The organism is Arcobacter sp. LA11 (genome assembly GCF_001895145.1).
Classification (GTDB): domain Bacteria; phylum Campylobacterota; class Campylobacteria; order Campylobacterales; family Arcobacteraceae; genus Halarcobacter.
Map to the genome: position 1 here is coordinate 52,841 of NZ_BDIR01000009.1, position 23,977 is coordinate 76,817.

The following is a 23,977-nucleotide window of genomic DNA, read 5'->3' on the forward strand; positions in this document are numbered from 1 at the left end:
AAATTATATTATATTTAGAATTAATTATAACTATATATTATAAATATAATCATTATTATTATAACTTATATAAAATAAATTTTGAAAAATATTTAAAATTAAATATAAATATTTGACATTTTTAAATATAAAAGATAAAATACAAACTAATATCTATTTTTAAATACAAAGGTTTAATATGAAAACTCCATTTCCTTTTGAATATATTGCACAAAGTACAAACTTTTATGGAAGAAATGAAGAAGTAAAAAATATCGTTTCACACATTGAAGCATCAACAAATATACTTCTATTTTCAAAAAGAAGGATGGGGAAAAGTACTCTTATAAAAAATACTTTCTCAAAAATAGAAAAAAAATATACAGTAATTTATATAGATATTTTTAATATAATTACGGCCCAAGATTTTGCAAGACTTCTTCTAAAAGGTATAACTGACGCACAAAAAGGAGATGTAGCAAAATCGATTAAATGGTTATCCTCTCTTTTTAAAAGAGCAAGAGTAGAACCAACATTTGATCCTAATACTGGAAAAATGGGGATTAAACCAGTTATTTCAGACCTATCATTTGAAGAGCTAATTGAAGATGCATTTAATGCATTATTTGAAATGTCAAAGAAAAAAAATGTTGCGATTGCAATAGATGAATTTCAACAAATATCTACAATAAAAGATAAAAAAATAGCTGCATTAATTAGAAAATATATGCAAGAAGATCACAATATTTCATATATCTTTTTAGGTTCTAAAAGAAATATCTTAAATACCTTATTTGCATATAAAGCTCCTTTATTTGAAATGGCAACTCCAATGTCACTTAAAAGTATATCTGTAGATAATATATTTTCATATGCAAAAAAACATCTTAAAATATCAAAAGAACTAATAGAAGAGATTTATTTAATAGCAGATGGAGAAACAAAACTAATACAAATGATTTTACATAAGGCATATTTAGAAAATACGAATACAAAAAAAATAGATAAAGAGATGATTGATAGGTATATTGAAGAGATATTAGTATCAAAAAACGATCACTATAAAAGTCTATTCGAACTTTTTAGTACAAACCAAAAAAAGGCTTTTAAACTTCTATCAAAATATAAAAAAGAGATGTTTTCAAATCATATATTAAACAAAGAGAATATTTCTAGAGCTTCTATGCAGTCTTCACTTAAACAACTTTATGACAAAGAGTTTATAGATAAAGAAGAAGATATTTGGTTTATTCCTGATAGAACATTTGAACTTTGGGGAGAAAGGGTTTTAAATAATTAAAACCCTTTTTATATTTATTTATACATATCTGCTAATTCTGTAGCTTCAGTTATTACTGAAAAAATTGTAGTTTGATTTGGTTTATGTGTATTTTCTGTATTACTGTTCATTACAGAGATATCATTATTAATAAGATTTACACTTTCTATTCTACTTATTGGTTTTACGGTACCTCCCGCAGCTAAAATTACTCCCTCTGCCAACTGAGCATCATATTGACTTGTTGTTTTATATTTATATAACGAAGTTCCTCTTATTTTTTCATGATATGGCTTTGAAAAATTTGAGAAGGTAGCTACATCTGAAACACTTAATAAAGATATTCCCAGTTCAACATTTGTAATATTTTTTATATCACTAGAAAAATGTTGTACATCTTTTAAAGAAGCTAACAATTTAAACATAGTTTCTTTTTTTTGAGAGACAAAAGATACTAAATTTTTCACTTTTAAAGTGTAAGTGACCATTCCTAAATGACCTCTGAAATATGCTCCTAAATTTGATATATTTGCTTTTGATTCAAGGTAATCTATGAACCTTCTATTAGGAACTAATTTTTCAACTACAACACCTGAAGCAATTAAATAACCTGTTTTATCTATTTTACTTTTTGAATCTATTGTTAGATAATCTGTGGCATTAATATTTGCATTATTATCATTTTTTAAATTCCATCTAAATACAAAGATGTTCTTTTTACTAGTGATTTCTAAATATTTATCATATAACAAATCATATTGTAACTCATAAGCTATAACCCCATAAGTTTTTACAAGATTATGTGTCTTATAATTAAGTGTAATAAGCTCTTTTTCTTTTTCTTCTTTTTCTTTTTCAAATTTAGACTTATCTTCAGTTGAAAGATTTTCATCTTTAAGTTTTTCTTCTATTTCTTTTATTTTTAATAGAATTGCTAATTCACTATCTAATAATATTTTTAATTCCTTTTTTATCTTTTCAACATCTAAATTAGAACTACTATCTTGATTATTATTTAATTCTTTAAACAATTCTTCTTTTTGAGTAACTAAGCTCTGAGCTTTGTCTGTAGAAACTTTTACAATCTCTTTATTTACAGAATCAATTTTTCTTTTAATCTCAGTATTTTTTGCTTCTATTTTCAAACTCTTTATTTTTTCATCTAATATCTTAGTAGATAATCTTTCAAGTTTATTTATAAGATTTTTTATTTCAAAAAGTGTTTCTTCCTTGACATCTGATTTGTATGTTGTTCTTTGTATATAAAAGTCAGAAGGACTACTTACAAAATCACTTCCATTTAGCATAATTGCACTTTGTAAGCCATTTGATGGTTTTATATAATAAAATTCTCCAACATTACTTATGGGAGAAAGTCCATTTACAGACATCTGTTTTAATTGATTTGGTGAACCTGTAAGTCCCCATTTAACTTCAAACTCATTATTTAAATCAACTGTTGATTGAATGACAGAGTTACTGCAGCCAGAGAACAATAATACTATTGCTAATATACTTACTTTAAAATACATAATCAACTCCTCAAAGTAACATAATAGTAATTATAATATATAGTATTATATGATATTTTAAAATATTAAATTTAATTATTTCAAAAAGTTAAAAAAAAGAAAGTTTTAAATTTATACTTGAGAATAAATCTGACCAATAGAAATACCACCATCATTTAAAGGTATTTTTTTAGAGTAATAATACCTTTTATTTAAATTCTCTAATCTTTTTGTTACTAACTCTAATAAAATTTTGTTTTGAAATACTCCACCAGTTAACACAACTGCTAGGTCATCGTATTTTTGAGATATATCAACAATTAACTCTACTAAACCATTGATAAACTTAGAACAAATAATAGTTTTATTTTTGTCTTCTATAATTTCTTTTATACATAAAGTTAAATCAACTTCTGTATCTATTATTTCAAATTTATAAAACTCTTTTATAGATTTATCATATGCCATTTCTATTTGAAGTCCTGTTTCCCCTTCATAACTTTGTAATTGTGATATTCCTGACAATGAAGCTATTGCATCAAATATCCGTCCAAGAGAGCTTGTAAGTGGTGCATTTAAACCTTTTTTCCAAACTGTATGTAAAAGTTTAATTTCACTTTGAGAAAAAGCTTTTACTGTTGGATTATCTAAATTTGAAACTTCTTCTAAAGAAAAAATATCAAATAAAATAGATAGAGCAACTCGCTTAGGCTCTTTAACTGCTTTTTCTCCACCAAGTAATTTGAAGTATTTAAAATAATTTGATCTTTCATAAGAATTATTATTTCCAATAAAAACTTCTCCTCCCCATATATTTCCATCATCACCATATCCAGTTCCATCAAAGCAAAAAGCTAGTACTTTCTCTTTTAAATTATATTCAGCCATACATGAAAGCATATGAGAGTAGTGATGTTGTATTTGTACTAATTCTATATTTTGAGTTTTTGCCCATTTTGTACTTTCATAACTTGGGTGTTTATCGCAAACTATTAGATCTGGTACAAAATCATAAAATCTTTTAAAAGTTTCGATTGTTCTAGTAAAATACTCAACAGATGTTATACTTCCTAAATCTCCAATATGAGGAGATAAAATTAAATTGTCTTCAAAAGCTAAAGCAATAGTTGATTTTTGATTAGCACCCAAGGCTAATATTTTTTTATCTAATTTCTTTTCTAACTTAAATGAAGTTGGAGCATAACCTCTTGCATTTCTTAATATAAAGAGTTCATCATTTATAACTTGAACAACAGAATCATCACATGCATTTATAATATCTCTATCAAAATCACATACAAAATCTACAACATTTCCAAGTTTTTCAATCAACTCATCTTTAAATCTAACTATAGGTTCATTGGATAAATTTGCACTAGTCGCTACGATTGGATTATTTAGATATTTAAATAGAAGAATATGTAATGGAGTATAAGCAATGAAGCAACCTATTCTATCAATATTTGGTGCTATTAGTGAACTCAAATTTGAATTAGTTGATTTTACTAAAGTTATAGGTTTTTCTTTTGAAGAAATTATCTCTTCTTCTTTTAAAGTTAAACTAGCAGATTCTCTTACTTGTTCAATATCTTTAAACATAACAGCAAAAGGTTTTGTAGGTCTATTTTTTCTTAATCTTAACTCTTCAATAGCTTTTGTATTTGTTGCATCACAAACTATATGAAAACCGCCCATTCCTTTTAATGCAACTATATACCCTTGATTTATTTTATTAGCAAGTTCTTTTATTGCTTCAGCATTTTCACTTAATTTATTATTACCATTATCATATAAAGCTATCTTAGGTCCACATTTCTCACATGAAACAGGTTGTGCATGATATCTTCTATTTAAAGGATTGATATACTCTTCTTTACAATCATCACACATAATAAATCTTGACATTGAAGTATTACATCTATCATATGGTACAGTTTCTATAATAGAGTATCTAGGACCACAATTTGTGCAGTTTGTTAAAGCATATTCAAATCTAAAGTTTTTATCATCATTTATATCATCAATACAATCATCACAAACTGCCATATCTGGACTTATAATTGTAGATTTATTTGAAGTAGTTTGACTTTGTATTATTTCAAAAGTTTTATACTCTTTTAAATCTAATTCAAAGATTTCTATATTGTCTATTTTTGATAAAGGTGGAGGTGAAGTTTTAAGTTGGGTTAGAAAGTTTTCTATATTTTTTGATTGACCTTCAAGTGCAATATTTACACCTCTATCATCATTATTTACCCACCCATTTAAATTTTCATTTAAAGCAAGAGTATAAACAAATGGTCTAAAGCCAACTCCTTGAACAATTCCACTTACTTGTACCTCTATACTTCTCATCAAACTCTCTTACTTTTGTATTGGAAAGTCCTTATTATAGTATATTTTAAAATTTTTTGTAATAGCTTTTTTAATTAATTTATAAAATAACTCATTTGAAATCATATCTCCACATAAAGAGACTCCATCAATTTCAAACTCACTATTTACTTCATCTACAATATTTGCTAAATAGTAAGAAAAGCTTTCTACATACCCTAAACTTAACGTTTTATCATCAACTCCTGCAAGTTTAAAACTTATACCACTTTGAATAAATTTATTAATATTAAATTCTCTACTAAAAATCTTTTGAGAATCTAATAGCTTATAATCAACCCGAGGACCTTTTTCTAGAATTGCATTAGATGCATTTTCAAAAATAATATTTTTTGAACTATCATCTTTTTTTATTCCCAATATAATTGCAGCAATATTCCATAATGAAAAAATAGAATTGTTTTTAAATTTAGAGATATCATAATTTAGTGCATTTTCATATTCATTTGGAAATTTTGTTTTATAATTTTCTATTAATTTTTTTCCTATTTCATCTTTTGAAATTTCTTCAAAAATATACTTGATTGTTTCAGGTATTTTATAATTTAATATATCAAGCATGCCATCAATCTTATTAGAATACAAACATATATTATCATCATATTTTGTAGAACTAAAAAGGTTTAATATAGATTTATCTGATAAATTATTTTCTTCTAATAAAACCATAAATTGACCTTTTGCCTTTTCATCAAAAGTATCATATATTTCTTCTAATTTTTTATCATAGTTTTCATTTTCTAAAATCATTATTTTTGAGTCATTAATTACTATCTTTGGACTTATACTTTTAACGTCAGTACTTGTATATACTAATTCACAATCATAATCTTTAGACTCTTCATACTCAAGAAAACAAATTCCAAATCTACTTAATTCCTTGGATAAAAGATATAAAATCAAATTATTTGGATATCTAATATTGATTTTATCAATATTAAGATTATTATTATTTTTATAGACTTGATTGATATTAAAATTTACTATAGGTTTTTCTATACTTAAAAGTGCAACTGTTTTTTCTTTTGTAGAAACAACTAACCTTGACAATTCATTTATATCTGTACAAATTATATTTGAGTCTTCATTTAATTCTTTATTTAATTTACTATAAACAAAATCACCATTAGAAGTTTTAATTTTAATTTTATTATTTTCACTTATTTTTAAGGCAAGCATTGCAAATAGTTCTTTATAGTTTTTATATTTTATTTCTTCACCATTTTTTAAAAACTTCAAATTACTTACATCACAGGTTGTACCACAAATATCACAATCGAAAAAAGGATTATAGAAGTCGGTTGATTCTTCATTTTCAATATTTACTAAACAATTTGAACAATGTGGCAGTTTTAATTCATTTAGAGTTAAGGTATAATCTTTTTTTGGTATTTCTGGTACAACTTCTAATGTAAAATTTTTTAAGAATATTGACATGGGTAACTCATTTGATAAAATATCAGATACAGTTAATAATTTTTTATCTTCATCTTCTATATATAAAAATATATAATTTTCATCTCTTAATATTTTATAATTAACATCTCGTTTTTTTAAAATATTATCAAGAAAAGTCACTAATGTATTATTATTTGAAAGGTATTCAAATTTATATTCTAGGACCATGAAGAATATCCCTTTTAAATGAAATTTTTGATATCTCTTCTATTGTGATATCTTCTTTTTTTATCTTTGTTTTTATATCTAAATCTTTTAATGCTTTTATAATTGTATCTTCCATTGTAATAACAGCTTTTATAATTTCATCACTCAATTCAAATGTTGTATCATCAGCAACTCTTTTAGGAATTACTCCTAATACATTTGTAGAAGGCAAATCACCATTCATCTTAATCATATTAAGAGTTTGAAGCATTTCAACTTCATGAGCACTTCCTTGCCAATCAATCTCATCAGGTGAATTTAAAAAGTCAAAAAAGTATACGTCACCAGCTTTTGAATTTAAAGCGTCAATACAATCAACTACAAAAACTTCATCATATTTGATAATTTCTGGAATCAATCTTTGAGCTAAAGTTCCACCATCTAGAATACTTACACTATTTTTATCTGAAGAGAACTCATATTTTTCATCTAAATAATGAATGAAATGAGCTCCTATCCCTTCATCTTGGAATAGGATATTTCCTATTCCTAATATTAAAATGTTCATTCTAATCTTTCTTCTTTTTCTTATGCCATGTATATCCACTAAATATAGCATCCATAGCACCAGATTTTCCATAAACAGAGTTAAATACTGCCATATAAATATGAATAGGAATAAACAATAAGAAAACCCACATCGTAATATGATGAACTTCTCTTACAACAGCCAAGCCACCCATCCATACTTCAAGTGGTCTTAAAATATCAAAGATCATTCCTCCAAAACCTTCATGGTACACATGCATATGAAGAATCAACCCTGTAATAGATATTACAAATAGTGTTATAAAAATCATAAAGTATGCAATAAACTGTAAAGGATTATAAATACCCCTAGCCTCTGGATGCACACCAATTAACATATAATATTTAATTTGTTGTATCCACACTTTTGGATTTATAAAATCAAAAAATGACATTCTTTCATTTCTACTATGTCTATCAAAAATAAAAAGATAACTTTTTACCATTGTTGATGCAATTAAAATAAATCCAAAAATAATATGCCAAGCCCTCCATAAAGCATTCATAAAATTAGTTGGTTCATTATTTACATAAGGAGTTAAAAAAGGATTTGCAATATAAAATCCAGTTACAACAAGAACTAACATTGTTACAACCCTTACCCAGTGATTAAATCTTAGAATCCCTGAAAACTCGTACTTCTTTTCAATCATTTGTTATCCTTTTTTTAACAACTACTACCGTAAACAGGATCAACTTTATATGTTCCTAAATCTTTACCTTTAGTATCCATAACATGAACAGCACAAGCAATACAAGGGTCAAAACTATGAATAACTCTAATAATTTCAAGAGGTTGTGAAATATCTTGAACTTTCATTCCAATTAGATTTGATTCATATGGACCTTTTAATCCTCTAGAATCTTCAGGTCCTGCATTCCAAGTTGAAGGAACAACAGCTTGATAGTTTTCAACTACACCATTTTTAATTCTAATCCAATGAGATAACATTCCTCTTGGAACATCCCCAATAAATCTTCCTTTATACTCTTTATCTTTATCAATATGATATGTAGCACAAGTATCTTGGTCAACTTTTAAATTTTCAATTAAAGTATTAAATGTTTCTAAACCATTATCAATGATTGCTTTTGTTTGTAAAGCTCTTGCAGCAGTTCTACCTAAAGTAGTAAATAATGCTTCAGTTGGTAAACCTGTAGTTGCTAAGAATTCATCTACAACTTTTTTAATTTTTTTATTTCCACTTGCATAAGAAACTAATACAGCTGCTAAAGGACCTACTTCCATAGCTTTACCATCATATCTTGGTGATTTAATCCAAGAGTATTTACCTTTTTCATCTACAGTTTTACTATGAATTTCTTTTCCATCAGGACCAATAGTCATATTTTCATTTAATCCAGTATATTTAGGATTTGTTTTTCCATCATATGGATGTAAAGGTTCATCATCAGCATACCAAGAATGCGTCGCTTCTTCTGTAATTAAATCTTCATTTATTGGATGAACTTTTGATAAATCTCCATTCATAATAATACCAGTATCAAAAAGATACTCTGTTCTATTTAATTGCATCTCTTTATAAGACATGAAATTCATAGTTCCAGCTTCACTTGTAACACTAGGCTCTGTAGCAAATGCTTTTCCTGCCATTACAATATCTGCATAATATGCATGTTCAATGAAATTTGCAACTTCTTTATATTTAGTTAAATACTCACCCATTCTAGATGGATCTAATAAATCCATAATACAAGTAACACCACCAACAGTAAGACTTTGAGGATGTGGTTGTTTACCACCAAACATCGCCATAAGTTGTGCTGCTGTTCTTTGTACTTCTAGTGCTTTAAGATAATGCGAAAGTGCAATTAAATTTTGCTCAGGTGTAAGATTAAATGTTTTATGTCCCCAATATGCATTTGCAAATGGTCCAAGTTCACCTTTATCAACAAAAGCTTTTACTCTATCTTTTACTTTTAATAAATCATTTTCACCAGTTGCAATTGGGTATTTTGTATATTTAAATGCTTCTTTTGAAGCAAGTGCAGGATCTGCATCAAGAGCAGAAACAACATCAACCCAATCAAGTCCATGTAAATGATAAAAGTGCACAACATGATCATGCATAAACAGAGCTTGGTTCATTAATGACCTAACTAGTTTTGCATTTAAAGGAGGTGTTATTTTAAGTGCATCTTCAACTGCTTCAATACCCGCTCTATAATGTGAATATGTACATACACCACAAATTCTTTGCATTAAAAAACCTGCATCTCTTGGGTCTCTATTTTTTACAATAGTCTCTAAACCTCTCCATAAAGTTGATGAAGAATAAGCATTTTGAATTACATTATCTTCATCCACTTCAACTTCAATTCGTAAGTGTCCCTCAATCCTAGTAATTGGGTCAACGATTACTCTTTTATTTGCCATGATTAATGTTCCTCATCTTCTTTTGGATTTTTTACTTTTGAAATAACTGCATGTGCAGCAATACCAATTGCAGCAGTTGTTAAAATACCAACACCAATTTTATCAGCAGTAGCATCAGCTCCACCACCACCAAATACAGTGTTATATAATTTATCAGCAACTGGTTCTTCAAGTGGCCCCATAGCATCCCAGAAGTCCGGTTCAGAACAACCAATACAACCATGTCCTGCTTGTATTGGCCAAGAAGTATGTTGATTAAATTTATTCTTAGAACAGTTATTAAAAGTATAAGGTCCTTTACAACCTACTTTATATAAACAGTAACCTTTTTTAGCACCTTCATCACCAAATTCTTCTACAAATTCACCTGCATCAAAATGACCTCTTCTTTCACATAAGTCATGAATTCTTAGCCCATAAGCCCATTTTGGTCTATTATATGCATCTAGTGCGGGAAGTGTTCCATAAAGAATATAATGTAAAAGTGTACCTACAATATTTTTTTCACTTGGAGGACAACCAGGTACATTGATTACACTTTTATTTGTAACTTTTGAAAGAGCAACTGCACCTGTTGGATTTGGTATTGCAGCTTGTACTCCACCAAACGAAGAACAGGTACCAATAGCAAAGATAGCTTTTGCATGTTCAGATGCTAATTTAGCACTATGTTCACCTGTATTACCATGTCCACCAATTGTAAGATAGAAATCATTTTCACCACTTGGTATTCCACCCTCTACCATAAGAATATAATTACCCTTATACTTTTCAATTGCATGCTCTAAATTTTGTTCAGCTTGCCAACCTGCACTTGCCATTAATGTTTCATGGTACTCTAATGAAATATAATCAAAAATCAATGAATCAATAGTTGGAGCATCACTTCTTAAAAGTGATTCTGAACAACCAGTACACTCTGCCATATGTAACCAAATTATTGGCAGTCTATCACTTAATTCTGCAGCCTTCGCTACTAATGGAGTGAAGTTTCCAGGAAGTGCAAGCATTGCAGTAACTGCAGTAGCCCACTTCATAAAATCTCTTCTACTAACACCTTTTTCTTCTAAAACTGTTGGTATAGATTTTGAGTCATCTAATTTAGGAAGTTTTTCTAAATCTTCTAAACGTTTAGACAATCTGTTAAATAAATTTAAATCTTTCACATAGATTCCTTTTCAAGATTTATATTTTTATGAATAATCATTCATTCATTCATTGAATTGTATTCTATTTAAAACAAAACAGAATTTAGTTGAGCCAAATCAACAAATGAATGATTATTCATTTAAATAACTGAAATATTACATGACTTAAACTTAACTTTATATAAAATTCTAATGAAATTTTTATATTTTTATATAATAATTAAAACTTATATTTTAAAGTGGCATAAACGTGACTTTTTAGGATAGTAGAAAGACATTTTTAGTACATAATTTATACATAATTATGTACTAAATATTATAATATTTTTTAATAATCTATAGGATATTCTTCAGGGATTAAAACTTTGTATGTTTTTAGAGATTTTTTTAATTTAGATAGTAAAATTGAGTTAGCAAACATGTTACCACAAAAAATTATATCTTTTGCTTTTAGTTCTGAATTAATCTTTGATACATTATCTGTTACAAAATCACTTAAGCTTTCATAAAATGAATAAGCTATCATAGTATCTTCTACTCCTGCCATCTTATAACTCATTGCACTTTGAATAATTTTTCTATAATCAAGATAGTTTTTGCCATCGATTTTAACTACATGCATATCAATTTGAAGTCCACTTTTTCCATTAAACAATAAAGCTGTATCTTCAAATTCTATGTAATCTTTCATTCCAAGTAAATATGCTAAATGATTTAAAATTGATTCAAAACCATCTGTATCTTTATCATCAAATTCTTTTTCAAAAAATTCTGGAAATTTATTTTTATAATTATCAATTAATCTATAAGTATTCTCATCAATACTCTTTATATCTTCTAAACAATTATCAATATTATTGATTACATTTGGAATTAGAATTACATCTTTCTCACCAACTGTTGGTACATTTACTTTTATTCCAGATTCATCACTTTGATATGAAAAATAAATTCCTATAGTTGGTACTATTCTTTTATTGTACTGAGCAAGTACTGATTTATATACAGAACCATATTCTTCAAAATAATCATTGCTTGAATTTACTTTTCTTCCTAAAGTATATTCATATTTAGGGAATAAACCTTTCTCTCCATGAACAACTATATTTTGTTTATCATTGTATGTTACTTTTAGTCCATCTTGATAAACTTCATCATTTACATATAAAAGGTAGTCTATTCCTTCTTCTTTTAAAGCTTGTGAAAAAAGAACTGTTTCCCTATCATCTGGAATTTTTGCATAAATAAATCTTGTATTTGAATACTCTTTATTTGCATTTTGTAAAAGTTTGAACTTTAATTTTACAAGAGGTCTTTCTATTGAACATAACAATTGTAAGTCTTTTGGTGCTATATCTAAAAGATTTTTAATATTATTTATATTTGTAATTAAAAGTTTTACTTCATAATCTTTTGATTCGAACTCTTCTCTTAATTTACATGAAGGTAAAAATAAATCTTTTAATCCATTATGAGTTTCAAATCTTGAAATTCCACCATCTTTTATCTTATTTATATCATTTGAAAAATCTATTGGTGCTTCATCTAAAATAGCATTGATTTCATCATTTGTAAGCAATGATAAGTTAACCTTCACTTCTTTATCTTCTAACTCTTCATGTGCATCAAAATCAAACTCTTCAATAACAGATGCTCCTTTTAAGAAGATAGAAAGAGGCAATTTTTGTTCTAATAAACTAAAAAACGTTTCTAAATTTTCTTGTGAATCATCACATATGATTAAAATAAAACCTCTATACATTTTAGTTTTGGCTTTAACTTTTGATTCTTTAATTAAATCGTCAATAATATGTTTAAAATAAAAATTTGTAGAGCTAAAATCTACTTTATAAATTAGTTCCATGTAGTGTCTTCCTCATTTGGAATTCTAGTTAAATGTTCACCATTATAACTTCCTATTAATTCATGGGCGATTGTTTTTATACTTTTATTATTTTTTTTAGTAGCTTTGATACCAATACTCTCAATTTCTTTAACTGCTTGCAAAATTAATTCTTCAAATCTATCTTCAATCTCATCTGTCAATCCAATTTCAACAGTCTCAATATCTTTTGGAATAATTCCTAAAATTGTCACTTCTGCATGTTTATCCAATACAGAACATATTTCTAACATCTCAACAATTTCAACTTCATGTGCAGTTTTTCTATAAGTTCCAAGTCCAAGTAAAACATCAGATGGAAGTCTAAATATCTCACCTGCTTTATCTTCAATTGATACAGTATCTAAAATAATTACATTATCATACTCTTGAAAAAATGTCATTAGTTTAAATCCTAATGTTCCACCTTCAATAATCTCCAAATTACCATCAAATTCATAATTCTCTTCTAAATATTTAGAGGCATAAATTCCTACACCTTCATCTTTAAATAAAACGTTACCAACACCAATTACAATATTTTTCATAAAAAATCCTCTAATATTTAAAAACTTAAAAAAAATAAACTTTATTTATTTTCTTTAAATCTTCATGAAAAAATGGGCTATGACATTTTAGCCATAGCCCATTTAGTTTTAAGTAAAAATACGGAAGTTATTTACCGTGATTTTCAACTTCACCTTTTTCATTAACAATATTCTTATTAACAAATTTAGTTCCACCAAATACAATATTGATATCACCCTCTCTCCAGAAAATTGTTCTCCAAACTTGGTAATAAATATGTGACATAACCCACATAAGTAAAATATACATTGCAGTATGATGAGCAATTCTAACACCCATATTTCCACCAAATACTTCTAAAGTCCAATCTGTAGCAAAATGCAATAATGCAGGCCACCAAGTACCAATAGAACTCTGCCCAGAAGCAAGACCATGTACATACATTTGAAGTCCAGTTAATAACATAAACACTAAAAGAATATGAAACAAAGTAAAAAACATAATATTATAACTATCACTATGTTCAGAATCAAATTTCTTTCTTCTATTAAATGTAATTAAGTTAAAAAATACTTCACAAAACTCAATAAAGTTTTTCTTTGTTGGTAAAATTTTCTTATATGGTTTTTCAAATCTAGAAAATAGATATAAATAACCAATTAAAATTGCTGTTACATCAAATATAATGGCAACAATAAAATGTCCCCATCTGTTCCAAGCCATCACATACTTATCTACTGCAGGATCTGCAATAAATGTTTGATAATATGGATGACCAATATATAGCCCGGTTGCAACCGCAGCAATCATACAAAATGCATTCAACCAGTGAATCGTTCGCATGATTGGGGTCATTCTCTCAACCCGCTTCATCTTAGGCACGGCTAGATCCTACTGGGTTTACTTTATAAACAGCTAATTCTTTTCCTTTTGTATCCACAATATGTACAGCACAAGCAATACAAGGGTCAAAACTATGAACTGTTCTAATAATTTCTAAAGGCTCATCTGGATTAACAACTTTAGTACCAACTAAAGAAGCTTCATATGCACCCATTCTTCCTTTATAATCTTTAGGAGCTGCATTCCAAGTTGAAGGAACAACCGCTTGGTAGTTTTCTACTTTTCCATCTTTGATTTTAACCCAGTGACCTAATCCACCCCTTGGTGCTTCAGCCATACCGAAACCTTTCGCATCTTTTGATACTGTATCAAAATCAAATTCTGTCCAAGTCGATAAATCACCATGTGCAACATTTGAAGCTAATTCATCACACCATTTAATAACTTCTTCACACATCATTTCAGTTTCAATTGCACGTGCGGCAGTTCTTCCAACTGTAGAAAATAAAACTTTTGTTGGTAAGTTACCATTCTTTAAGAATGTCGTAACATATTTAGTGATTTTCTCGTCACCTTTAGCAACACCAACAACCATTCTTGCAAGGGGTCCTACTTCCATTCTTTCATCATCATATAACGGAGATTTAATCCAAGAATACTTTTTATCAGTATCAAGATAAGCAATATTATCTTCTTTTTTACCAAAACCTGTATACTTTGGAGTAGTTACTCCATCATATGGATGTAAGTTTGTAGTACCTTCATACCAAGCATGTGTTACATCTTCTGTAATTTTAGTTTGGTCAAGCTCATAAACTTTTGATAAGTCTTTGTTCATAACTACACCACTTGGGAATAATTTTGCAGCTTCATAGAAAGGTGTATCATCTAAATTAAAATCACCAAATGACATATAATTACCTAAACCACCACCAGTTCCATCTAATGCTTCATCAGCATACATTGTTCCAGCCATATAAACATCTGGTAAATAAGCTTGCTTTGTAAACTTTAATGCTTTTTGAATAATATCTTTAAACTCAGCAACTCTTGCTGGATTTTTAATATCTTGAACACAAGTTACTCCACCTACAACTATTGATTGTGGATGTGGATTCTTACCACCAAAAATTGCTTGCGCTTTTGCAACTTCTCTTTGTAATTCTAAAGCATCTAAATAATGAGAAAGACCAATTAAGTTCTGCTCAGGAGTTAATTTGTATGCTTTACTTCCCCAATAAGCATTTCCAAATATACCAAGTCTACCTTGTTTAACATATTTTGTAACTCTTTCTTGAACTTCAGCAAATACATCTTCAGATGCATTCCATGGTCTTTGACCTGAAAGTTTAGCCCACTTCTGAGCTTCTTCTACAGCTTTTTTAGGATCAGCTTCTAAGGCTTTTGTAATATCTACCCAATCAAGAGCATGTAAGTGATAGAAATGAACAACATGGTCATGGATGTATAATCCACCTTGCATTAAATTTCTAACAATTCTTGCATTTTTTGGAATAGTTACATTAAATGCATGTTCTACTGCCTCAATACTTCTTTGGTAATGAGTACCAGTACAAACACCACAAATTCTCATTGCTAGAAGACCACAGTCTCTTGGGTCTCTACCTCTTAGAATTTCTTCGATACCTCTGAACATTGTAGAAGAACTGTAAGCTTCTTGGATAACATTGTTATCATCAATTACTGCTTCAATTCTTAAATGTCCTTCGATTCTTGTAATCGGATCTATTACTACGTGTTTACTCATTACTCTTCTCCATCTTCACTATGTACTGTTCTTTTCCCTGCTACTGCACTTGCCACTGCATGTACACCAATACCAATTGTTGTTGCTGTTAATAACCCTAAACCAAACTCATCAACTGTTTTTTCAACTCCACCAGTTGGAGCTTTTATATTTGCATCAGCCATTGGTCTTTCATAAGCATATTTATCCCAGAAATCAGGTTCAGAACATCCAATACAACCACGACCTACCCCAATTGGCCAGTTTGCACCATCGTTATATCTAATTATAGAACAGTTATTAAATGTCATTGGTCCTTTACAACCAACTTTATATAAACAGAAGTTGTTTTTAGCACCTTCATCACCCCACTCTTCTACAAATTCACCTGCATCAAAGTGTGCTCTTCTTTCACAGTTATCATGAATTCTATAACCAAATGCAAATTTAGGTCTTAAAAGTGAGTCTAATTCAGGAATTTGACCAGTTAAAACAAAATGTAAAACTACACCAACCATATTAGCTGGGTTTGCAGGACAGGCTGGAATATTGATTACAGGTTTACCTTTAACTAAATCCATTACACCAACTGCACCTGTTGGATTTGGAGAAGCAGCAGGAACACCACCATATGTAGCACATGAACCAACAGCAACAACAGCAGCAGCATCTTTAGATAATCTTTCTAAATTTTCTTGAAATGTCTCTCCACTTGCACCAATTGTTCCATAACCACCATTAATTGCAGTAGGTATTGCTCCTTCAACAAATAATAAATACTTACCTTTAAAATGATGTATTGCATCTTCAAGTTGTTCTTCAGCTTGATGTCCAGATGCAGATTGTAAAGTATGATGAAATTCTAAACTTAATACATCAAATAATAAATCATCAACAGTAGGAGTTGAAGATCTTAATAATGCTTCTGAGTTACCAGCACAGTCTTGTAACTCAATCCAAATTACAGGTACTCTATTCATAAGTTCTGTAGCTTCAGCAACTAAAGGTGTAAACATAGGAGGTAACATCAATGTAGCTGTAGTAGCACTTGCCCATTTCATGAAATCTCTTCTATTTACACCTTCACTCTCTACTACTTCCATCATATCGATGTCTTTTAGAGCAGGCTGCTTTTTTAATGCCTCTAATCTACTTTTTGCTTTTTCAAAAAGTGAATTATAGTAAGCATCACCTTTGTTTGTATCTACCCTTGCTGAGTCTTGGGTAAAAACCTTTTTTACCATTTCCTGAGAATCAACCATATACTTCTCCTTACTTTTTTTCTAAATGAATATTCATTTACTTTCATCGTAAAATTAACGTTTCAAGGCTTAAGTTAAACTTATGTTAAACAACTAGTTTTATAGGCTTAGTAGCATTAAAATAGCATATAAAAAACTTCTAATTTTTAAGAGTCTAATTTTTGGGATTTTTATTTTTTTTGGTAAAAAGAGTTTTACTTTTGTAAGGGATTATAAATTAAAAGATTCACACTTATTTTATATTGATTTGTTACTTTATGTTACATTTTATTTGATTTAATGTGTTGTGCAAACAGAACAAACATCAAAACTACGTAAAACTATTTTCGCTTTTTCAATTGAAGTATTACCAATAATTGCTTTTTGAGCAATAGAATAATTACTTTTATCTCCAGGTCCAAGATTCCAAACAGTAGGAGTAATTACATTGTAGCTGTCAATTTTTCCTTCTTTAATAGATACTTCATGAAATAAAGAACCTCTACAAGCTTCAACTACACCAACACCTTTAGCTTCACTTATATCACTCAAAGAAATTTTTGGTTTAATAAAAGATTCTTCACTAATATCTACTTGTTTTATCAATTCTTTTGTCATATATAAAAGATGTGCTAACTCATCCATTCGTGATATAACCCTTGTGAATACTGAATCACTATACTCTTTATGTATCTCTTTTATAAATTTTCTACTTTGTACTAAAGCTCTTGATAATGGACCTGTTTCATAAAATTCATTTGAGTATTTTACATTTTTTGCCCAACCATATGCATCTTTTGAATCATTTTTCTCTTCTATATTAAAAGTATAATTTGTATCTTCACTAATTCTATTTAAATCAATTTTTGTTGATAATCTTTTATTTATTCTTCCTGATTTAAATAGAGTTGATTCTCCTAACACAATATGTTTATCATAAGCCATTCCAATTTTCTCTAAATCATTTTCAAAACTTAGATTAACAAAATCTTTTAAATCACCATTTATTTTATTTACATCTTTTAATCCTGAAAAAGATAAATATTTTTCAAAATCTACTCCGACAAAATCATGTTCAAAAAATTTAATAGCTTGGTCTAAATAATTTTGCATCGATGTTAAATCTAATAAAGTTGGATCACTAACTACTCCACCTGGTAACATATAAGAAGTATGAGGCCATTGACCACCAATAATTGCTAAAGATTTTATAGTCTCACTTGCTACACTTGAAGCTTTTATCCATTTTTTACCTTTTAAAGCAGAATAATCACTATAGTCACTATTTGAAAGATTGGTTATATCTGGCATTATAAACATATAAAACCATTTTATATGAGAATCTATAATCTCAATATTTAAACCTATTTCCCTTAAAAGCTTAGCTTTTTTAGTGATATTTAGCTTTTCACCAATATTTTCATAAATATTTTCTAAAGCATTTACAGTTGTATGAAGATGGGCTTGTCCACAAATACCACAGATTCTAGGAGTATAAATTAGTGCATCTAAAGGTGACTTTCCTTCTAAAATCAGTTCGAAACCTCTAAAGTTTAAAAATTCAATTCGTGCATCACTTATAATATTGTTCTTCCAAGAACAAGCTAGTTTTGCTTCTCCTTCAATTCTTTCAACTAAATCTACAGTTTTCATTTAAGCCCTTTAAAAAAAATGATTCTAGCATACTTTCAATAATACCCCTATATTAGGCAAATAAAATTTTTAAGATAATTATCAATATATTATAATATAATGAACTTATGAAAAAAATATTAATAATTACTTTTTTAACAATAAATTTTTTATTCGCTTCAACATTAAGTGATTTAAGAATCACGGATGATGACTTTGTAAAAATACTCTATTCTTCAAAAAAGAACTTTATATTAGATAGAATCAACGAATTAATGATGTTAAAAAAATCTCTTAAAAATGTAGATGACGATTTTACAAAATTAACTTCGGTAAATGATCTGTTTAATGAATATGATTTTAAAAGTGATATGACTGTTTATAAAAAAAATGACTACTGGGCATCAAGAAAAGAGTTTATTTTTAAAGGTAGTGGTGACTGTGAAGACTTTGTTATTGCAAAATACTTTACACTTCTAGAACTAGGAATTGATGAATCTAAATTGTCTCTTTTACATAATTTACATGATAATGAATACCACTTAGTTTTAGCATATCAAGAAGACCAATTTTCTGATGTATTTATTTTAGATAATATTAATAAAAAAATTCTTCCATTAACTGTAAGAAATGATATATTAGTACTCTATACTCTTAAAACTATTGATTTAAATAAAGCAGTTGACCTAACATCTGATTTACAAACTTTGAGTAATTATAAATGGACAGAGATTTATTTAAAATCAAAAAATATAAGATTAAAATTAGTCAATTAATTTTTTATGAAGCCTATCTATTTTAAAAGTTTTAGCAATACCTGTAAGGGATAAATAAGCACGTTTATTAATTCCTAAAGGTACTTGATCCGGTATACCAATATTTTTCTTTGTTTCTAACATATTATCTCTTGGAAAATCAAGCTCTGTACATCCAATACACGGCATTCCTACTCTTGTTTTTGTATTTACTTCATTCCAAAGAATTTTATTACAATTAGAATGAGTCATAGGACCACGACAACCTTGTTCATAAAAAAGACAGCCCTCTTTAAGTCCAAAAGTTTTGGATTCTACTTTCCATTCAAAATATTCATTTCGTGTACAACCATGATGAGCTAAGCCATAATATAACTCTTTTGGTCTTCCTTCTTCATCTAAATGCATTTTTTTATAATCTTTTAGTGTAAAAAGAGTTTGAAAAATCCATTCAGGATGGACAGGACAACCAGTTAAATTTATTACAGGATGATTTAAAGAATATAAGTTATCAACATCTAATGAATCACTAATCCCTTTTATATCTTCATTTTGTTCAAACTTTGCATGAAGACCACCATAAGAAGCACAAGAACCAACAGCTATTAAATATTTTGATTTTGAAACTAATTGATTTAATAAAAGAGTTGTTGTTTCACCTGAAATTGAAAAAAACCTTTCATTTGAAGTAATTGCACCTTCAACTAATAAAAAATCAATTTCTACATCTGATTCTATAATATCTTTTAATGAAATATCAACTGATAAGGAAGGATGATAAATTAGATCGAAACTATCTAAAAATAGTTTCATTCTATTATCATTTGAACTTAGAAAAGAGTGAGTATTTCCATTACAAGTTATGGCTTGAAACCATAATACTTTTGGTTTATTCTTTTGATTAAGCCTCATACTTTAAAGCTCTATAGATATTTTCTGCAACTGCATCAGAATAAGATAAAACATCTTTTTCTAAAACTTTTTCTCCTGAAAGAAATGCAAAACCACCTAAAGCTCCCATAAACATTGCAAATGCTGGGAAAAATTCTTGTTGTCTAAACTCTTTTTTTGCAGCACCATCATCCAGTAAAATCATAACTTCTGTTACAAATTCACTAACACATAAGAAACCTTCACAACCTTCATTAAAAACTTCTCTATTAGAAAGATAAACTCTCAAAAAATATTCAATTACTTCAGGAGATTTTTTAACACTCTGTAAATATCTTTTTGTGAAAACATAAATTTTTTCTTTTGAAGAAATATCCATATTATTAATTTCTTTTAATTCAATTGCTAAAACATTGGTAGAATACTTAATTGCATATTTTGCTAATTCTTCTTTTGATTTGAAATAATTATACATATTTCCAACACTCATTTTCATTGATTTTGCAATATCGGGAATAGTAGTATTATAAAAACCATTTTTTGAAAAAAGTTTTAAAGAATTTTCAATTATGGTATTCTTCTTTTCTTCTTTTGCTGACAAGTTATATCCTTAAGTATGGACTTTTTTTAAATTATAGTATTATAAAAATTAATACCAAATGAATGTTCATACTATTTAAAAAAATATCTATAAAAGTTATGTGAGATTATATATAAAAACTCAAGCTTGAAGCTTGAGTTTTATAATTCTTATGAGTGAACTAAGTTAGTTAATTGATCACCAGTAACTTGGTGGAAGTTTAAGTATTTATAAACGCCATCTTTGTTATCTTCAGTGATTTTCTTAGGTACGATTTCCATATATTCTTCTTTAGATGGAAGTCTTCCAAGAAGTGCTGCTACTGCTGCTACTTCTGCAGATCCTAAGTAAACTTGAGAACCTTTTCCTAATCTGTTATCAAAGTTTCTAGTTGAAGTTGAGAATACTGCCGCACCTTCAGAAACTTGCGCTTGGTTACCCATACATAATGAACAACCAGGAATTTCAAGTCTTGCACCTGCAGCTGCAAAAATTGAGTAGTAACCCTCTTCTGTTAATTGTTCTTTATCCATTTTCGTTGGTGGTGCAACCCATAATTTAGTAGGAACTTCACCTTCACCTTTAAGTACTTCACCTAAAGCTCTAAATAATCCGATATTAGTCATACAAGAACCTACGAATACTTCGTCAATATTCTTAATTCTTTTATCGTCAGCTAAAATGCTAGTTAAAGTATCAACATCATCTGGATCATTTGGACAAGCTAATAATGGCTCAGTAATTGTATTTAAATCAATTTCAATTACTGCTTTGTATTCAGCATCTGCATCTGGTTGTAATAACTCAGGGTTAGCTAACCATTCTTTCATTTTGTCAGCTCTTCTTTGAAGAGTTCTAGCATCTTCATAACCTTCTTCAATCATTTTTTCAATTAATGCGATGTTTGAAGATAAGTACTCAATAATTGGTTCTTTATCTAATTGTACAGAACAAGCTGCTGCTGATCTTTCTGCTGCTGAATCAGATAATTCAAATGCTTGCTCAACTTTTAAGTCAGGTAAACCAGCAATCTCAATAATTGTTCCAGCGAATACATTTTTCTTACCTTTTTTCTCAACAGTTAATAAACCATCTTGAATAGCTTGGTATGGAATAGCATTTACTAAGTCTCTTAAAGTAATTCCTGGTTGCATTTCACCTTTGAATTTAACAAGTACAGATTCTGGCATAGTTAATGGCATAGCACCAGTAACACCAGCAAATGCAATAAGACCAGAACCAGCTGGGAATGAAATACCAATAGGGAATCTAGTATGAGAATCTCCACCAGTACCAACAGTATCTGGTAAACATAATCTATTTAACCAAGAGTGAATAACACCATCACCTGGTCTTAATGTAACACCACCTCTAGAGTTGATGAAATCAGGTAAAGTATGTCTTAATTTGATATCTGCTGGTTTTGGATATGCAGCAGTGTGACAGAATGATTGCATAACCATATCAGCACCAAAGCTAAGTGCTGCTAATTCTTTAATCTCATCTCTTGTCATTGGTCCAGTTGTATCTTGAGAACCAACAGTAGTTGCAATAGGCTCAACGTACATACCAGGTTTAACACCTTCTATACCACAAGCTCTACCAACCATTTTTTGTGCTTGAGTAAATCCTTTACCATTATCAGAAGGCTGCTCAGGTGCAACAAATGCTTCAGTAGCAGATAAACCTAAAGTTTCTCTAGCTTTAACAGTAAGACCTTTACCAATAATTAATGGAATTCTTCCACCAGCTCTCATTTCATCAGTTAATGTGTTTGGAGCTAAATTGAATTCAGAAACAACTTCACCATTTTTTTCAATTACACCAGCATATGGTTTAAGAACAATTTCATCACCAGTTTCAAGATTTGCAACTGGAGCTTGAATTGGTAAACATCCTGAATCTTCTGCAGTATTGAAGAAAATTGGAGCGATAATATCACCAATTACAACACCACCTGTTCTTTTGTTTGGAACACCTGGAATATCTCTACCCATGTGCCATTGAACTGAGTTAATCCCAGATTTTCTTGAAGAACCAGTACCAACAACATCACCAACGTATGCTAATGGATTACCTTTTTCTTTAAGAGCTTTCATTGTATCTAATGGATTTTCCATTCTTGATTGTAACATCGCAGTTGCATGTAACGGAATATCAGATCTAGTAAATGCAACAGTTGCAGGAGATAAATCATCTGTATTTGTTTCACCAGGAATTTTGTAAACAGTTAATTTAATTTCTTCTTCTAGTGCAGGTTTGTTAGTAAACCACTCAGCATTTGCCCATGATTCGATAACTTCTTTTGCTTTTGCATTTCCAGCATCCATTAAATCTTTAACGTCATTGAATGCATCATATACTAAGATAGTATTTTTTAATTGCTCTGCAGCACTTTGTGCTACTTCATCAATTTTAAGTGCATCAATTAATGGAGAAACATTAAATCCACCCATCATTGTTCCTAAAATTTCTACAGCTTCAGTTTTAGTAATTACTGAACATGTAGTATTTCCTTGAACAACATCATTTAAAAATGCAGCTTTTACGTATGCAGCATCATCAACACCTGGGTTGATTTTATTTTTGAATAGTTCTAAACAGTAATCTGCTTCTTCAACTGAATTTGCTTTTAATAATTCAACTAAATCTGCAGTTTGTTCAGCAGTTAATGCTAATGGTGGTAATCCACCTTCATTTAATCTTTCTTCTGTATGTGCTTTATAAGTAGCTAATAGACTCATATACATCTCCTAATAAATTTGTAGGCCTAGTATAGCATAATGTTCATATACACTAATGTACAATTTTTGTAAACTATGATACAATTTTCTTATTCACTAATAAAAGTTACTAAAAGTAATAAAAATAGACTCAAAATCACTAAAAATAGATACTTAAAGACTATAAAAAGCATTAAATTTTACAATAGATATTTTCATTTTAGCTAATGTTAATGTTTAATAAAAATATGAT

General features: G+C 28.7%; 18 protein-coding genes. 2 read left to right on the forward strand and 16 right to left on the reverse strand.

What is annotated here, in order from left to right:
• The first annotated feature begins 178 nt into the window (after positions 1-178).
• The gene (locus tag BT997_RS10810; protein WP_072681912.1) at positions 179-1,279 is read left to right on the forward strand and encodes an ATP-binding protein; all 1,101 of its coding nucleotides are present in this window, start codon (positions 179-181) and stop codon (positions 1,277-1,279) included.
• Between the two features lie 14 nt (positions 1,280-1,293).
• Here the strand turns inward: BT997_RS10810 and BT997_RS10815 are convergent, their stop codons facing one another.
• From BT997_RS10815 to BT997_RS10875, 13 genes are all read right to left on the reverse strand, one after another.
• Positions 1,294-2,790: a hypothetical protein gene (locus BT997_RS10815; RefSeq protein WP_072681913.1), complete on the reverse strand. Its 1,497-nt coding sequence runs from the start codon at positions 2,788-2,790 to the stop codon at positions 1,294-1,296.
• Positions 2,791-2,901: 111 nt separating this feature from the next.
• Entirely contained in the window at positions 2,902-5,124 is a 2,223-nt protein-coding gene (gene hypF / locus BT997_RS10820; RefSeq protein WP_072681914.1) for a carbamoyltransferase HypF, read from the reverse strand.
• A gap of 9 nt (positions 5,125-5,133) precedes the next feature.
• Complete coding sequence (locus BT997_RS10825; protein ID WP_072681915.1) at positions 5,134-6,789, reverse strand: hypothetical protein; 1,656 nt, start codon at positions 6,787-6,789, stop codon at positions 5,134-5,136.
• Positions 6,773-7,336: a HyaD/HybD family hydrogenase maturation endopeptidase gene (locus BT997_RS10830; RefSeq protein ID WP_072681916.1), complete on the reverse strand. Its 564-nt coding sequence runs from the start codon at positions 7,334-7,336 to the stop codon at positions 6,773-6,775. Before BT997_RS10830 ends, BT997_RS10825 begins: the two co-directional genes overlap by 17 nt.
• 1 nt (position 7,337) lies before the next feature.
• The gene (gene cybH / locus BT997_RS10835) at positions 7,338-8,009 is read right to left on the reverse strand and encodes a Ni/Fe-hydrogenase, b-type cytochrome subunit (protein ID WP_072681917.1); all 672 of its coding nucleotides are present in this window, start codon (positions 8,007-8,009) and stop codon (positions 7,338-7,340) included.
• 14 nt (positions 8,010-8,023) lie between these two features.
• Entirely contained in the window at positions 8,024-9,754 is a 1,731-nt protein-coding gene (locus tag BT997_RS10840) for a nickel-dependent hydrogenase large subunit (protein ID WP_072681918.1), read from the reverse strand.
• Positions 9,755-9,756: 2 nt separating this feature from the next.
• Positions 9,757-10,920: a hydrogenase small subunit gene (locus BT997_RS10845; protein WP_072681919.1), complete on the reverse strand. Its 1,164-nt coding sequence runs from the start codon at positions 10,918-10,920 to the stop codon at positions 9,757-9,759.
• Positions 10,921-11,230: 310 nt separating this feature from the next.
• On the reverse strand, positions 11,231-12,766 hold the full coding sequence (locus BT997_RS10850; protein WP_072681920.1) for a hypothetical protein: 1,536 nt from the start codon (positions 12,764-12,766) through the stop codon (positions 11,231-11,233).
• Positions 12,757-13,332 carry a HyaD/HybD family hydrogenase maturation endopeptidase gene (locus tag BT997_RS10855; protein ID WP_072681921.1) on the reverse strand — a complete coding sequence of 192 codons (576 nt, stop codon included), beginning with the start codon at positions 13,330-13,332 and terminating at the stop codon, positions 12,757-12,759. The genes BT997_RS10850 and BT997_RS10855 overlap by 10 nt, the downstream gene beginning before the upstream one ends.
• A gap of 127 nt (positions 13,333-13,459) precedes the next feature.
• Positions 13,460-14,185, reverse strand: coding sequence for a cytochrome b/b6 domain-containing protein (locus BT997_RS10860; RefSeq protein WP_072681981.1), 726 nt, complete (start codon positions 14,183-14,185; stop codon positions 13,460-13,462).
• A 1-nt stretch (position 14,186) separates the two neighbouring features.
• Positions 14,187-15,923: a nickel-dependent hydrogenase large subunit gene (locus tag BT997_RS10865; protein ID WP_072681922.1), complete on the reverse strand. Its 1,737-nt coding sequence runs from the start codon at positions 15,921-15,923 to the stop codon at positions 14,187-14,189.
• Positions 15,923-17,164: a hydrogenase small subunit gene (locus tag BT997_RS10870; RefSeq protein WP_072681923.1), complete on the reverse strand. Its 1,242-nt coding sequence runs from the start codon at positions 17,162-17,164 to the stop codon at positions 15,923-15,925. Before BT997_RS10870 ends, BT997_RS10865 begins: the two co-directional genes overlap by 1 nt.
• Before the next feature lie 276 nt (positions 17,165-17,440).
• The gene (locus BT997_RS10875) at positions 17,441-18,796 is read right to left on the reverse strand and encodes a nickel-dependent hydrogenase large subunit (protein ID WP_072681924.1); all 1,356 of its coding nucleotides are present in this window, start codon (positions 18,794-18,796) and stop codon (positions 17,441-17,443) included.
• Between the two features lie 107 nt (positions 18,797-18,903).
• Between BT997_RS10875 and BT997_RS10880 the strand changes: the two genes are divergently transcribed.
• On the forward strand, positions 18,904-19,551 hold the full coding sequence (locus BT997_RS10880) for a transglutaminase-like cysteine peptidase (RefSeq protein ID WP_072681925.1): 648 nt from the start codon (positions 18,904-18,906) through the stop codon (positions 19,549-19,551).
• Here the strand turns inward: BT997_RS10880 and BT997_RS10885 are convergent.
• The 3 genes from BT997_RS10885 to BT997_RS10895 all read right to left on the reverse strand — a co-directional run bounded on the left by BT997_RS10885 (position 19,540) and on the right by BT997_RS10895 (position 23,745).
• Complete coding sequence (locus BT997_RS10885) at positions 19,540-20,442, reverse strand: Ni/Fe hydrogenase (RefSeq protein WP_072681926.1); 903 nt, start codon at positions 20,440-20,442, stop codon at positions 19,540-19,542. The genes BT997_RS10880 and BT997_RS10885 overlap by 12 nt on opposite strands.
• A complete protein-coding gene (locus BT997_RS10890; RefSeq protein WP_072681927.1) occupies positions 20,432-21,022 on the reverse strand; it encodes a TetR/AcrR family transcriptional regulator in 591 nt (196 codons plus the stop codon). Before BT997_RS10890 ends, BT997_RS10885 begins: the two co-directional genes overlap by 11 nt.
• Before the next feature lie 149 nt (positions 21,023-21,171).
• Positions 21,172-23,745, reverse strand: coding sequence for a bifunctional aconitate hydratase 2/2-methylisocitrate dehydratase (locus BT997_RS10895; RefSeq protein ID WP_072681928.1), 2,574 nt, complete (start codon positions 23,743-23,745; stop codon positions 21,172-21,174).
• Between the last annotated feature and the right edge of the window lie 232 nt (positions 23,746-23,977).

Coding starts and splice junctions, on each gene's coding strand:
- BT997_RS10810 (WP_072681912.1), top strand. CDS start 179: ATGAAAACTCCATTTCCTTTTGAATATATTGCACAAAGTACAAACTTT.
- BT997_RS10880 (WP_072681925.1), top strand. CDS start 18,904: ATGAAAAAAATATTAATAATTACTTTTTTAACAATAAATTTTTTATTC.
- BT997_RS10850 (WP_072681920.1), bottom strand. CDS start 12,766: ATGGAACTAATTTATAAAGTAGATTTTAGCTCTACAAATTTTTATTTT.
- BT997_RS10860 (WP_072681981.1), bottom strand. CDS start 14,185: ATGAAGCGGGTTGAGAGAATGACCCCAATCATGCGAACGATTCACTGG.
- hypF (WP_072681914.1), bottom strand. CDS start 5,124: ATGAGAAGTATAGAGGTACAAGTAAGTGGAATTGTTCAAGGAGTTGGC.
- BT997_RS10865 (WP_072681922.1), bottom strand. CDS start 15,923: ATGAGTAAACACGTAGTAATAGATCCGATTACAAGAATCGAAGGACAT.
- cybH (WP_072681917.1), bottom strand. CDS start 8,009: ATGATTGAAAAGAAGTACGAGTTTTCAGGGATTCTAAGATTTAATCAC.
- BT997_RS10875 (WP_072681924.1), bottom strand. CDS start 18,796: ATGAAAACTGTAGATTTAGTTGAAAGAATTGAAGGAGAAGCAAAACTA.
- BT997_RS10870 (WP_072681923.1), bottom strand. CDS start 17,164: ATGGTTGATTCTCAGGAAATGGTAAAAAAGGTTTTTACCCAAGACTCA.
- BT997_RS10815 (WP_072681913.1), bottom strand. CDS start 2,790: ATGTATTTTAAAGTAAGTATATTAGCAATAGTATTATTGTTCTCTGGC.
- BT997_RS10885 (WP_072681926.1), bottom strand. CDS start 20,442: ATGAGGCTTAATCAAAAGAATAAACCAAAAGTATTATGGTTTCAAGCC.
- BT997_RS10855 (WP_072681921.1), bottom strand. CDS start 13,332: ATGAAAAATATTGTAATTGGTGTTGGTAACGTTTTATTTAAAGATGAA.
- BT997_RS10840 (WP_072681918.1), bottom strand. CDS start 9,754: ATGGCAAATAAAAGAGTAATCGTTGACCCAATTACTAGGATTGAGGGA.
- BT997_RS10895 (WP_072681928.1), bottom strand. CDS start 23,745: ATGAGTCTATTAGCTACTTATAAAGCACATACAGAAGAAAGATTAAAT.
- BT997_RS10830 (WP_072681916.1), bottom strand. CDS start 7,336: ATGAACATTTTAATATTAGGAATAGGAAATATCCTATTCCAAGATGAA.
- BT997_RS10825 (WP_072681915.1), bottom strand. CDS start 6,789: ATGGTCCTAGAATATAAATTTGAATACCTTTCAAATAATAATACATTA.